A 12,894-nucleotide genomic window follows, 5' to 3' on the forward strand; every position below is an offset into this window, starting at 1 on the left:
CGCTCCAAATCTTTTACTAACTATTGTCAAAACTTACCAAATGCGGGAATAGCTCAGTTGGTAGAGCACAACCTTGCCAAGGTTGGGGTCGCGAGTTCGAGTCTCGTTTCCCGCTCCAAGTTTTTCTCTTCTGTTTCAAAAAATCTTACTTTTAATCCCCATAAAGAAAATTTTAAGTTTTTCCTCTCGCTTTTTTAAATATCGACTACACTGTTTTAGGATCATAAATTAGGGAATTTTACTTAATACACGTAAAGAGAGTGTGAGTGATTATTGTGCAAAAAAAGAAATGTCGTTAATGCATGTAAGATCAAGCTATTTTTTTGTGATCTATCTTTGATCTTTGCTTGCTTTTCTATTTTGACGGCACTAGAATGTGCGCCTTTCCTCATTTAAGGGGGAAATAAAAGGCAAGATCATTTTTTCGGTTTTAGGCCTTTATTCTGTTAAACATGCATTGAATAGTATTTTAGAAAAAAGAAAGGGTTTTAGGCGCTTTTCTTTAAAAAAATGTAATAAATATTCTACTATTCTTAAAATCTTCCCAAATTGATTTATCCACAGTGAGATGCTAATAACCACCGCATCTAAGCACTATTTATTTTTTTACTGCACAGAGTTATCCACAGATACTTATCATTAAGTGATAAGGATATTATTCTCTTCAATAAATCAATTGGATTTTATATCTATTTGATAATTCAGTTTATTTTAATTTTTTTGAAAATTGAGTCTTAGTTCGCTTGAATTTTTTTTTCATGTTGATAGGCAAGGGATTTTTATTTTATTCACAGGTGAAATTAAAGATTACTCGTTATATGTTTATTATGTTAAAAACTAAGCATCTCTCGGTAAGCCTTTAGTTATTGCTCTTACTAGACGTTTTTGTTGTGAAGTCTGTATTTTTACCTCTTTTTCATTTCGTTTTGCTGTCTGCTGGGCAATTGCCCAATTCAAATGTTCATCTAAAACATCACTTAATCCAAAGCGCTCTTTCAAGGCAAGTATAATTTTATCTTGATAAGGCGCATTTCCTAACGCCACGCTAATATTTCTAAGCCAGCGTAAGTAACCAATACGACGGATCGGCGAACCTTCTGTTATACGAAGAAATTTTTCTTCACTCCATTGAAAAAGATCGAGTAATTCAGGTGTATGAAGTGCTCGGCGGGGAGAGAAATCCTCTTCATCTGTCAATGATGAGAAGCGATTCCAAGGACAAATAAGCTGACAATCATCACAACCATAGATGCGGTTACCCATTAATGGGCGAAATTCTTCAGGGATCGCGCCATCAAGCTCAATTGTAAGATACGAAATACACCGCCGTGCATCGATAGTATAAGGCTCGACAATGGCGCCAGTCGGGCACGTTGTCATGCAAGCGACACATTTACCACATTGTTCTTCGACAGGGCTATCTGTGGGTAAAGGCAAATCGATAAGTAACTCACCTAGAAAGAACCAAGAGCCAGCTTGGTTGTTGATAACAAGTGAGTGTTTACCAACCCAGCCAAGTCCAGCTTTAACCGCTAAAGGGCGTTCCATTATAGGTGCTGAATCAACGAAAGGACGAAAATTGACGATCCCTTGATATTCATATTGTTGGCAATATTGAGTAATTTTTTCGCCGAGCTTTTTAAGACGCTGCCTTAATACTTTGTGATAATCCCGACCTAGTGCATAGCGACTAATATAGCCTTGTTCTGGATTATTTAATGTTCGTGCGAAAGCAGCATCTGTGGGAAGGTAATTCATTCTTACGCTAATAACCCGCAATGTGCCAGGCACAAGTTCATGAGGTCTTGCACGCGTCATACCATATTTCGCCATCCATGCCATTTCGCCATGATATTGTTTATCTAACCAAGCTTGTAAGCGAGGCTCTTCAAGTGATAAGTCAGTATCACATATCCCAGTTTGTTGAAAACCTAGCTCAGAACCCCATAATTTAATGTTTTGAGCGAGAAGATTAAGATCGAGTGATGACATGAATAAACCGAATCAATAGGTAAGAGGTGAGTCCTAAGAGCGCGCAGTGTATCATAGTGAGCCAGTAGGAAAAATCCTCGCAATAAATAGATTTATGGTATGGTTATTTGATAGTTATTTCGATAACTATTTGCCTTAAGAGAACATATAAAGCTTGGTATTTGAGGTTATCCAACGATCTCTCTTTATTAAGCCGTTATAACTTAACAATAGATTATATAAATATGAAAGAATGGGTTGTTACATTAGAAGATGAAGCGGCAACAGTTGAACTAGGGCGTACTGTTGCAATGGCGACTAATCATAGCGGATTGATCATTTATTTATATGGCGATCTTGGTGCTGGAAAAACAACCTTTAGCCGAGGCTTTTTGCAAGCGCTTGGTCATCAAGGGCATGTTAAAAGCCCAACATATACATTAGTTGAGCCTTATATGCTTTCGCCAAATGCTGTTTATCATTTCGATCTTTATCGTTTAGCATCGGCGGAGGAGCTGGAATTTATGGGAATACGCGACTATTTTGAGCAAGACGCGTTATGTCTTATTGAATGGCCATCACAAGGCGAAGGCTTTTTACCTAACGCCGATTTAGAACTTCATTTAAGCTATGAAGATGAAGGTCGAAAAGCGCGTTTTGTTGCCCTTACACAAAGAGGGAATACTGTTTTATCCCATATTCAGTCTGCATAAAGGAATATTGATTATGTCGAGTCTCATCACTATTGTGAGTCAAAGTCAGCGCTATGTTGTTGCCTTTCTGTTGGTTGTTTTGTCTTTATTTTTTGTGCAAATAGCACAAGCCGCTACTGTGACAGAAGTAAAAGCAGAAAACGGTATTTCAGCAACAACCCTCACATTCTCTTTTAGTGGTGGGAAGCCTAGCTATCGATATTATTCATTAAAAAATCCTGACCGTTTGGTGATGGATTTTAAACAAAGCACAAAAATTACAGGGTTGCCTGCAACATTAGGCAATGGGCAGTTAGTTCATAAAATTCGTGCAACGCAATCAAAAGATAGCCAATACCAAAGTATGGTCGTGGAACTTGCCCAGCCAGTTGTTGTGACTGAAAGTCTAATGAATGTAAGCGGTGATTATAAGTTAGCGCTTACTATCAAACCAATGAATGCTCGACAAAATAATCACTCTCAACCCACCGTGAATGTGGTCGCTTTAGCGCCGACAACAATGACGGCGTCAGCCTCAAATACAAATAGAGAAATGGCGCCTTTAACCATGACACCCAAAACAGAGATTGCCCCAGTTGCTCCTATTGTGAAACCACGTACCACTCCATCAAAACCACAAGCGGGCTCTCGTCAAATTATTATTGCGATAGATGCAGGTCATGGTGGGCAAGATCCTGGTGCGATAGGCCAGAAAGGTAATCGTGAAAAAGATGTCACTTTAAGTGTGGCAAGAAAATTAGAAACTCGTTTACATAACGATCCGATGTTTAAACCGGTATTAACTCGTAATGGTGACTATTTTATTTCCGTTGCTGGACGTTCAGAAGTTGCCCGTAAGCAAAATGCGAATATGTTAGTTTCTATCCATGCAGACTCGGCCCCTAATCGCAGCGCAAGAGGCGCTTCTGTGTGGGTGCTTTCTAATCGTCGAGCAAACAGTGAATTAGGTAAATGGCTTGAACAAAGTGAAAAGCAATCTGAATTACTTGGTGGTGCAGGTGATGCTTTATCTGATGGGGCTGATCCTTATTTAAGTCAAACGGTACTTGATTTGCAATTTGGTAATTCACAGCGTGTGGGTTATGACGTTGCTGTTGCTGTGTTATCTGAGTTGAGAAAAGTTGGGTCTTTACATAAAAAGACACCAGAACATGCGAGTTTAGGCGTGTTACGTTCACCGGATATCCCTTCAATTTTAGTTGAAACGGGTTTTATTAGTCATGCAGCTGAAGAGCAGTTACTGATTTCTGATGCTTATCAAGAAAAACTTGCCGCTTCTATTCATGCGGGTTTAAGAAATTATTTTCTGGCTCATCCTTTGCAAAATGCACCCAATTGATTGAGTAAAAGGGAATAAAGGTAATGGCGATAAATTTATTACCTCCTCAGCTTGCAAATCAAATTGCCGCAGGGGAAGTTGTTGAAAGACCTGCATCTGTGGTCAAAGAGTTACTCGAAAATAGTTTAGATGCAGGGGCAACTACAATTGATATTGATATCGATAAAGGTGGCGCCAAACTTATCCGTATTCGTGATAATGGATGTGGCATCACTCGTGATGATTTGAAGTTAGCACTTGCTCGCCATGCAACTAGTAAAATATCAAGTCTTGATGATCTTGAAGCCATAATAAGTATGGGATTTCGTGGAGAAGCATTAGCCAGTATTAGCTCTGTTTCTCGTCTAACGCTGACCTCACGCACTCAATCTCAAGATGAAGCGTGGCAAGCTTATGCAGAAGGTCGAGATATGGCTGTTACCGTTAAACCCGCAGCTCATCCTGTGGGGAGTACGGTTGAAGTCCTTGATCTGTTTTATAATACGCCGGCAAGACGTAAATTTTTACGCACTGAAAAAACAGAATTTGCACATATTGATGAAGTGGTTCGCAGAATTGCGTTATCACGCTTTGATGTCTCTATTAATCTTACCCATAATGGCAAACGTGTTCGCCAATACCGTGCAGTAAAAGATGAAAGCCAGCAAAATCGCCGTCTGAGTGCGATTTGCGGTAATAACTTTGTCAATCAATCGATGCATTTATCGTGGGAACATGGTGATTTAGCGATAAAAGGTTGGGTAGAACACCCCTTATCACCAGTGCAATGCAGTGACATTCAATATTGTTATGTGAATGGACGAATGATGCGTGATAGGTTGATTAATCATGCTATTCGTCAGGCTTATGATGGGTATTTGCAAGGAGAACAACAGCCTTCTTATATCCTCTATTTGAGCGTTGATCCTCATCAAGTGGACGTTAATGTTCATCCAGCTAAACATGAAGTCCGCTTTCATGAATCACGTTTAGTGCATGATTTTATTTATCAGGGGGTGTTGAGTGTTTTACGACAAGCCACACAGACGCCTTTATCACAGACTTTAGATGAAGAAGATAATGAAATAGCGTTGAGTTTTCCTGAAAATCGTCAAGTAGCAGGTGAAAACGTATTTTCACAGCCTTATCAAACACCCGTTAGTCAAAACGCCTCTAATAGAGTTCAGTCACATCAAGTTAATGAACGAAATACTCATCATCAAAAACAACCTCGCCAATTCGGTGAAAATCGTCAGTTTGGTGAAAGCTATCAACGTACACAAGGCGCGCTTTATCAAAAAATGATGCAAGAAAGTGCTTCTACATCAAACGATAAAGAAAAAATACCGTTATTTCCTGAGCGTGCCCCATTGAATTTAGATGAAATCGTTCATACAACTAATAATATTGAAGACGATGTGATTTCGGTGATGCCTCGTTCTGTCAATGCGAAAGAAGGGCAAACTGATTATACTTTTGGGCGAGTATTGGCAATTTATCAGCAGAAATATGCGTTAATAGAATCTTCACAAGGTCTTGGGCTGTTATCATTGGAACAAGCTGATTTTCTGTTAAAATGTGCGCAATTATTGCCTAAAGATGAAACATTGAAGCCCCAACCTTTGTTAGTGCCTTTAAAATTAGCATTAAGTAAAGAAGAAATTAATGTATTCAATCAGTTTCACGCATTAATCAGTGATTTTGGTATTACTATTGAAATTTTACAGGGTAAAGCAACAATATATGCAGTACCGTTGCCTTTGCGTCAGCAAAATTTACCTGTGTTACTGACCGCATTATTGGCGTATTTATCGATTGAAAAATCATGCACAAAACAACAACTTGGGCAGTGGTTTGCAAAACAGATAAGCGCAGAGCAAGCAACATGGTCACAAGCTCAAGCTGTCGGGTTATTGGCAGATATTGAAAGACTTTGTCCTCAATATGTCAGACAGCCAGCAAAAAACTTATTACAATTAATAGAATTACAATCGGTGGTAGCGGCATTAAATAATGAGTGATGTAAACACACAAATAAAACCTAAAGCTATTTTTTTAATGGGGCCTACAGCGTCAGGTAAAACAGCATTAGCAATAGCACTAAGACAAAAACTACCTGTAGATATTATTAGTGTGGATTCTGCTCTTATCTATCGTGGAATGGATATTGGAACAGCTAAGCCAGATGCGACAGAGCAATCGCTTGCGCCACATCGGTTAATTGATATTCTAGACCCAGCATTACCTTACTCAGCAGCTGATTTTCGCCGAGATGCATTAAGTGCAATGGAAGAAATTACAGCTGCTGGGCGAATTCCACTATTAGTGGGTGGGACTATGCTATATTTTAAAGCGTTACTTGATGGCCTATCGCCTTTGCCTAGTGCCAATCCGGAGATTCGTGCTGAAATAGAGAAAAAAGCAACGGAGAAAGGATGGGAGGCGATACATAAAGAGCTTGCATTAGTTGACCCCGTTGCTGCGCAACGAATACATCCTAATGATCCTCAACGGCTTTCTCGTGCGCTAGAAGTTTACCTGATTTCAGGTAAGACAATGACAGAGTTGACAAAAATATCAGGCGAATCTTTGCCCTATGATGTTTATCAATTTGCGATTGCTCCGAAAGATAGAAATGTTCTTCACCAACGCATTGAAGCACGTTTTAAACAGATGTTAACGTGTGGATTTGAAGATGAAGTAAAATCATTATATGAACGGGGTGATTTGCATGAAGATTTACCTTCTGTACGTTGTGTCGGTTATCGCCAGATGTGGTCATATTTATCAGGCGAAATAGATTATGATGAGATGGTTTATCGAGGGATCTGTGCTACCCGGCAATTAGCGAAACGACAAATCACCTGGTTAAGAGGCTGGAATGATATTCACTGGCTTGATAGTGAAGATCCGAAACAATCTCTTGACACTGTTTTGCAGGTAGTTAGTGCATAGATGGTAGGTTTGTGTAAAATTGATAGTTGCCAAAGCGCAATTTTTGAGTAGTTCATTTTTCGAACCAATTGGGTTCTAATATAAAACAACAAAATAAGGAAAACATAGAATGGCTAAGGGGCAATCTTTGCAAGATCCTTTCCTGAACGCATTACGTCGTGAAAGGGTTCCCGTTTCTATCTATTTGGTAAACGGTATTAAATTGCAGGGTCAGATCGAATCTTTTGACCAATTTGTTATTTTGCTGAAAAACACAGTAAGCCAGATGGTATATAAACATGCTATCTCTACCGTGGTACCTTCGCGTCCTGTTTCTCATCATAGCAACACAGGTACGAATCAAACTGGTACAGGTTATAGCGGTAGCGCTACTCAGCAGGATGATGTTGCAGAATAATTATCCATTATTATTCTTGATATAAGAAAAACATAGGTAGGGAGACTTTACCTATGTTTTTTCCTGTTTTTATAAAGTCCAAGAGGTTTCGCCTTTGTTTGATCGTTATGAAGGTGGCGAACTCGCCGTCTTAGTGCACGTCTTCTTTTCTCAGGAAAAGGATGTTGATGATTTGCAAGAATTTGAATCCTTGGTGACATCTGCGGGTGTTAAGCCAGTTCAGATTATTACAGGAAATCGTAAAGCACCTCATCCCAAATATTATGTGGGTGAAGGTAAGGCAGAAGAAATTGCCGAGGCTGTAAAAGCAAGTGGTGCAGATGTTGTTTTATTTAATCATGCACTGACACCGGCACAAGAACGAAATCTGGAAAGACTTTGTGAATGCCGTGTTGTTGATCGCACGGGAGTTATCCTTGATATTTTTGCTCAAAGAGCAAGAACTCATGAAGGAAAGCTACAGGTAGAACTCGCCCAGTTACGTCACTTATCAACTCGTTTAGTCAGAGGGTGGACTCACCTTGAAAGACAAAAAGGGGGGATTGGGTTACGAGGACCAGGTGAAACTCAGCTAGAAACGGACCGCCGCTTACTCCGAGGTAAAATTAGTCAAATTCTAATGCGATTGGGTAGGGTTGAGCGTCAGCGTGAACAAGGAAGACAAGCGCGGAGTAAAGCTGATATTCCAACATTATCCCTTGTTGGTTACACGAATGCAGGAAAATCGAGTTTATTTAATCATATTACCTGTTCTGATGTGTATGCGGCAGATCAGTTGTTTGCAACATTGGATCCTACATTAAGACGTATTCAAGTTGATGATGTGGGAACGGTTGTATTGGCTGATACCGTTGGATTTATTCGACATTTACCTCATGATCTTGTTGCTGCTTTTAAAGCGACTTTGCAAGAAACACGAGAAGCAACCTTACTTCTTCATGTTATTGATGCAGCAGATAGTCGTTTTGAGGAGAATATTCATGCAGTTGAAAGTGTATTAGAAGAGATAGATGCTCAAGAAATACCAACACTGCATGTCATGAACAAAATTGATCTTCTTGAAGACTTCACACCAAGAATTGATCGAAATGAAGAAAACTTACCCGTTAGGGTTTGGGTTTCAGCACAAACAGGCGAAGGTATTCCTCTGTTATATCAGGCGTTGACAGAACGTCTTTCAGGTGAGATCGCACACTTTGAATTACGTTTACCGCCAGAAGATACAGGGCGCTTGCGTAGTCGTTTTTATCAATTACAGTCAATAGAGCGTGAATGGATTGAAAAAGACGGTAAAGTTGGGCTAATCATACGTATGCCTATGGTAGACTGGCATCGCCTTTGCAAGCAGGAACCCAATTTATTGGATTACGTGGTCTGATATTCGGCCATAAAAAAGAACATTAACTGAGAGCTGGCGACGAAATCGGCTCTTAAGCCTGATAAATCTAATCATAATAATGGAGCTAGAACATGGCGTGGAATCAGCCCGGTAACAACGGACAAGACCGCGACCCGTGGGGTAACCGTAACAGCGGCAATAATAATGGCGATGGTAACGGTAACTCCAACGGCAATCAAGGAGGTCGGAATCGTGGAGCATCAGATCTCGATGATATGTTCCGTAAACTGAGTGAAAAACTTGGTGGTTTCGGCGGTAAAAAAGGTGGGAACTCCTCTTCTGGGCAAAATGGCGGGCCTCGTGGTAATGCTGGAAATCTTTTGATTTCTCTTGCATTAGGTGCGGTTGTCGTAGTTTGGGCTGCAAGTGGTTTTTATACCATTAAAGAAGCAGAACAGGGTGTCGTGACGCGTTTTGGTAAATTTTACCAAATCGTTGAACCCGGTCTGAACTGGAAACCGACTTTTGTTGATGAAGTTCAGCCTGTTAACGTGAAAACTATCCGTGATTTAACCACGGGTGGCATGATGTTAACGTCAGATGAAAATATGGTTCAAGTTGAGATAAACGTGCAGTACGTTGTCTCTGATCCAGAAACATTTCTGTTTAACCTCACAACGCCTATTAACAGTTTAGGTCAAGCAACTGACAGTGCTGTACGAGGTGTTATTGGTCGTTCAGAAATGGAAAAAATTCTGACTTCAAACCGTTCAGAAATTCGTGACCAGACGCGTCAAGAATTAGAAGAGACTATCCGCCCTTATAATATGGGTATCTCTATTGTGGACGTCAACTTCCAAGTTGCGCGCCCACCAGAAGCTGTAAAAGCAGCATTCGATGACGTAATTGCGGCTCGTGAAGAAGAACAAAAAACAATTCGTCAAGCTGAGGCTTATAAAAACGAAGTGTTACCGTTAGCTAAAGGTAACGCACAACGTATGATTGAAGAAGCAACAGCGTATAAAACCAGTGTGGTGATGAGAGCAGAGGGTGAGGTAGCTAGCTTTGCTAAAATCTTACCTGAGTATCGTGCAGCTCCTGAAATTACTCGCGAGCGTCTTTACATTGAAACGATGGAAAAAGTGCTATCGAAAACACGTAAAGTCATTGCAAATGATAAAGGTAACAGCATGTTAGTGCTACCTTTAGAGCAAATGCTACGTCAGCCATCTCAATCGGGTGCATCAAATACCCTTGAGGCGCCGGCTCGTATGCCTGCACCAGCTCCAACTGTAAATCCAACACCGACACAAAAACCAGCAACAACGACTTATGGTAATGGTGGATATGGTAGTAATAATGGCGGTTATGGTCAGCCTTACGGCAATAATCAAGGAGGACAATAATCATGCGTAAAGTTATCGCTGTTGTTGCAGTTATTATTTTAGCGTTGTTGTACTCCTCTGTATTTGTCGTTCAACAATATGAGCGTGGTATCATTTTACGCTTTGCGAAAGTTGTGCGTGATGCTGAAAATAAACCTGTTGTTTATGAGCCAGGTCTTCATTTTAAAATTCCATTCATTGAGAATGTGAAAAAGCTGGATGCGCGTATTCAAACTATGAATATCCAGCAAGACCGTTTCTTATCAGGTGAGAACAAAGACTTATTAGTCGATTCTTATCTAAAATGGCGTATCAGTGATTTCAGTACTTACTATCTGGCAACAGGTGGTGGTAATACAACGCAAGCTGAAACTTTACTGCGTCGTAAATTCAGTGACCGTTTACGTTCTGAAATTGGTCGTATGAGCGTAAACCAAATTATTACGGATTCTCGTGGTCGTTTAACCATTGATGTTCGTAATGCACTGAATGAAGGTACACCTTCTCGTGATACAAGTGCTGCTGATGATGCTATTGCTATTGCAGCGAAGAAAGTAGCTGAAGAAACTAAAGGTCAAGCTCCTGCTATCAATATGAACAGTATGGCAGCATTAGGTATTGAAGTGATTGACGTTCGAATCAAGCAAATCAACCTACCTATGGAAGTTTCTGAGGCGATTTATCAGCGTATGCGTGCAGAACGTGAAGCAGTTGCTCGTCGTCACCGTTCACAAGGTCAAGAGCAAGCGGTGAAAATTCGTGCAGCAGCGGATAAGACAGTAACAGAAACATTAGCTGAATCTGAGCGTGAATCTTTACGTCTTCGTGGTGAAGGTGATGCACAAGCAACAAAACTGTTTGCTGATGCATTCAACCAAGATCCTGACTTCTATGCTTTCATTCGTAGCTTACGTGCTTATGAGAAGAGCTTTAATCAAGACGGCAATGACGTCATGGTGTTAAGCCCAGATAGCGATTTCTTACGCTATATGAAAGCACCAACCAAAGCGCGTGCGATTGAAGAGTAATTAAAACGCGTTAGATTGACTGAATAAATAATAAAAATCCTCCACCTTAATAAGTGGGGGATTTTTTTTGATATCAATAAGATAAAAAGAATTACTTAGTAGCAAAATAAATAATTGTGCTTATTAAGATGAAAAATTATCCTTAATGGTTTCCAAAATGGCTTTAGCTGGGATAGTATAAAGTGAAAATTGCATTTCAAGATAAACCTTCGGCAATTCCGAAGCGTCTTCTTCGCCATTTTCACTTTTATGTCACTCTGCTTCCTATTTTTGCGATCAAAACTGTTGATGAAAGTCACAATATGTTTGTGGTGCGGATTTTTCGGGCAAAAATATTGACAATGGCAAGATAATCTATTGCTTAAAAGCGGGGATGACATAATTAGATAAAATCTACTGTAACTCTTGATTTGAGATGGTAGAATCCTTTTTTAAGCAACCGAGTGTATTTTGAAATGAGTAATAACGTTGTCGTATTGGGCACCCAGTGGGGTGACGAAGGCAAAGGCAAGATAGTCGATTTGCTGACAGAACGCGCTAAGTATGTTGTTCGCTACCAAGGTGGCCATAACGCGGGTCACACTCTAGTCATCGACGGTGAAAAAACCGTTCTTCATTTAATCCCATCAGGCATTCTCCGTGAAAATGTTGTTAGCATCATAGCAAACGGTGTCGTTTTATCACCAGAAGCGCTGATGAAGGAAATGACCCAACTTGAAGATCGTGGCATTCCTGTTCGCTCTCGTTTACTTCTGTCTGAAGCTTGCCCATTAATCCTTCCTTATCATATCGCATTAGATAATGCGCGTGAGAAAGCGCGTGGCGAGAAAGCTATCGGTACAACAGGTCGCGGTATTGGCCCTGCTTACGAAGATAAAGTTGCTCGTCGTGGTTTACGTGTTGGCGATCTGTTTGATAAAAAAGCATTTGCACAAAAACTCAAAGAAATCATCGAATACCATAACTTCCAACTGGTTAACTACTACAAAGTTGAACCCGTTGATTACCAAAAAACCTTAGACGATATCATGGCAATCGCTGATATTCTGACAGGTATGGTTGTTGATGTTTCTGACTTACTGTACAAAGCAACACAAAACGGTGAGTTAGTGATGTTTGAAGGTGCACAAGGTACTTTATTAGACATCGACCATGGTACTTATCCATATGTAACCTCTTCAAACACCACCGCTGGTGGCGTGGCAACAGGCTCAGGTTTAGGCCCTCGCTATGTTGGCTACGTATTAGGGATCATCAAAGCGTATTCTACTCGTGTCGGTGCAGGTCCATTCCCAACTGAACTGTTTGATGAAGTGGGTGACTTCCTGCGTGAGAAAGGCCAAGAATTTGGTGCAACCACTGGTCGTAGCCGTCGTACTGGTTGGTTAGATATCGTTGCTATTCGTCGCGCTGTTCAAATCAACTCACTGTCTGGCTTCTGCATGACTAAGCTGGATGTATTAGATGGTCTGAAAGAAGTGAAATTGTGCGTAGGCTATCGTTTACCAAACGGTGAAGTGATTGATACTACACCTTTAGCTGCTGATGATTGGGAAGGTATCGAGCCTATCTATGAATCAATGCCGGGTTGGAACGAAACGACATTTGGTGTGAAAGATCACGCTCAACTGCCACAAGCTGCACTAAACTACATCAAACGTGTAGAAGAGTTAACTGGTGTTCCTGTTGATATCGTTTCTACAGGCCCAGATCGCTCAGAGACTATTATTCTCCGTCATCCATTTGATGCTTAATTCGCATTAAATAGGCTTGATGTGAAAATCGTCC

Annotated in this window: 11 protein-coding genes and 1 tRNA gene; 11 read left to right on the forward strand and 1 reads right to left on the reverse strand. The window is 40.5% G+C overall.

Features of this window, described 5'->3' with window-relative positions:
* Positions 1-42 precede the first annotated feature (42 nt).
* Positions 43-118: transfer RNA gene (locus tag DK866_RS07920), tRNA-Gly, on the forward strand.
* 719 nt (positions 119-837) lie between these two features.
* Here DK866_RS07920 and queG read toward each other — a convergent pair.
* Positions 838-1,992, reverse strand: coding sequence for a tRNA epoxyqueuosine(34) reductase QueG (gene queG / locus DK866_RS07925; protein WP_109408470.1), 1,155 nt, complete (start codon positions 1,990-1,992; stop codon positions 838-840).
* Between the two features lie 224 nt (positions 1,993-2,216).
* On the opposite strand from queG, the gene tsaE reads away from it, so the two are divergent.
* From tsaE to DK866_RS07970, 10 genes are all read left to right on the forward strand, one after another.
* Positions 2,217-2,684 (forward strand): tRNA (adenosine(37)-N6)-threonylcarbamoyltransferase complex ATPase subunit type 1 TsaE, encoded by a 468-nt coding sequence (gene tsaE, locus DK866_RS07930; protein WP_109408471.1) that lies wholly within the window; start codon positions 2,217-2,219, stop codon positions 2,682-2,684.
* Positions 2,685-2,697: 13 nt separating this feature from the next.
* A complete protein-coding gene (locus DK866_RS07935; RefSeq protein WP_109408472.1) occupies positions 2,698-4,023 on the forward strand; it encodes an N-acetylmuramoyl-L-alanine amidase in 1,326 nt (441 codons plus the stop codon).
* A gap of 23 nt (positions 4,024-4,046) precedes the next feature.
* Positions 4,047-6,023, forward strand: a complete 1,977-nt coding sequence (mutL, locus tag DK866_RS07940; RefSeq protein WP_109408473.1) for a DNA mismatch repair endonuclease MutL — start codon at positions 4,047-4,049, stop codon at positions 6,021-6,023.
* Complete coding sequence (gene miaA / locus DK866_RS07945; protein WP_109408474.1) at positions 6,016-6,957, forward strand: tRNA (adenosine(37)-N6)-dimethylallyltransferase MiaA; 942 nt, start codon at positions 6,016-6,018, stop codon at positions 6,955-6,957. Before mutL ends, miaA begins: the two co-directional genes overlap by 8 nt.
* Before the next feature lie 109 nt (positions 6,958-7,066).
* Positions 7,067-7,354 (forward strand): RNA chaperone Hfq, encoded by a 288-nt coding sequence (hfq, locus tag DK866_RS07950; RefSeq protein ID WP_072069604.1) that lies wholly within the window; start codon positions 7,067-7,069, stop codon positions 7,352-7,354.
* A 94-nt stretch (positions 7,355-7,448) separates the two neighbouring features.
* Positions 7,449-8,732, forward strand: coding sequence for a ribosome rescue GTPase HflX (gene hflX / locus DK866_RS07955; protein WP_109408475.1), 1,284 nt, complete (start codon positions 7,449-7,451; stop codon positions 8,730-8,732).
* A 92-nt stretch (positions 8,733-8,824) separates the two neighbouring features.
* Positions 8,825-10,099, forward strand: a complete 1,275-nt coding sequence (gene hflK, locus DK866_RS07960; protein ID WP_109408476.1) for an FtsH protease activity modulator HflK — start codon at positions 8,825-8,827, stop codon at positions 10,097-10,099.
* Positions 10,100-10,101: 2 nt separating this feature from the next.
* Positions 10,102-11,106, forward strand: coding sequence for a protease modulator HflC (gene hflC / locus DK866_RS07965; RefSeq protein WP_069369876.1), 1,005 nt, complete (start codon positions 10,102-10,104; stop codon positions 11,104-11,106).
* 182 nt (positions 11,107-11,288) lie between these two features.
* Entirely contained in the window at positions 11,289-11,459 is a 171-nt protein-coding gene (locus DK866_RS19925; RefSeq protein WP_164525857.1) for a hypothetical protein, read from the forward strand.
* Between the two features lie 102 nt (positions 11,460-11,561).
* Positions 11,562-12,860, forward strand: coding sequence for an adenylosuccinate synthase (locus tag DK866_RS07970; RefSeq protein WP_109408525.1), 1,299 nt, complete (start codon positions 11,562-11,564; stop codon positions 12,858-12,860).
* Positions 12,861-12,894 lie beyond the last annotated feature (34 nt).

It is taken from the genome of Proteus genomosp. 4 str. ATCC 51469, from assembly GCF_003144375.1.
GTDB lineage: Bacteria > Pseudomonadota > Gammaproteobacteria > Enterobacterales > Enterobacteriaceae > Proteus.

Coding starts and splice junctions, on each gene's coding strand:
- queG (WP_109408470.1), bottom strand. CDS start 1,992: ATGTCATCACTCGATCTTAATCTTCTCGCTCAAAACATTAAATTATGG.
- tsaE (WP_109408471.1), top strand. CDS start 2,217: ATGAAAGAATGGGTTGTTACATTAGAAGATGAAGCGGCAACAGTTGAA.
- DK866_RS07935 (WP_109408472.1), top strand. CDS start 2,698: ATGTCGAGTCTCATCACTATTGTGAGTCAAAGTCAGCGCTATGTTGTT.
- mutL (WP_109408473.1), top strand. CDS start 4,047: ATGGCGATAAATTTATTACCTCCTCAGCTTGCAAATCAAATTGCCGCA.
- miaA (WP_109408474.1), top strand. CDS start 6,016: ATGAGTGATGTAAACACACAAATAAAACCTAAAGCTATTTTTTTAATG.
- hfq (WP_072069604.1), top strand. CDS start 7,067: ATGGCTAAGGGGCAATCTTTGCAAGATCCTTTCCTGAACGCATTACGT.
- hflK (WP_109408476.1), top strand. CDS start 8,825: ATGGCGTGGAATCAGCCCGGTAACAACGGACAAGACCGCGACCCGTGG.
- hflC (WP_069369876.1), top strand. CDS start 10,102: ATGCGTAAAGTTATCGCTGTTGTTGCAGTTATTATTTTAGCGTTGTTG.
- DK866_RS07970 (WP_109408525.1), top strand. CDS start 11,562: ATGAGTAATAACGTTGTCGTATTGGGCACCCAGTGGGGTGACGAAGGC.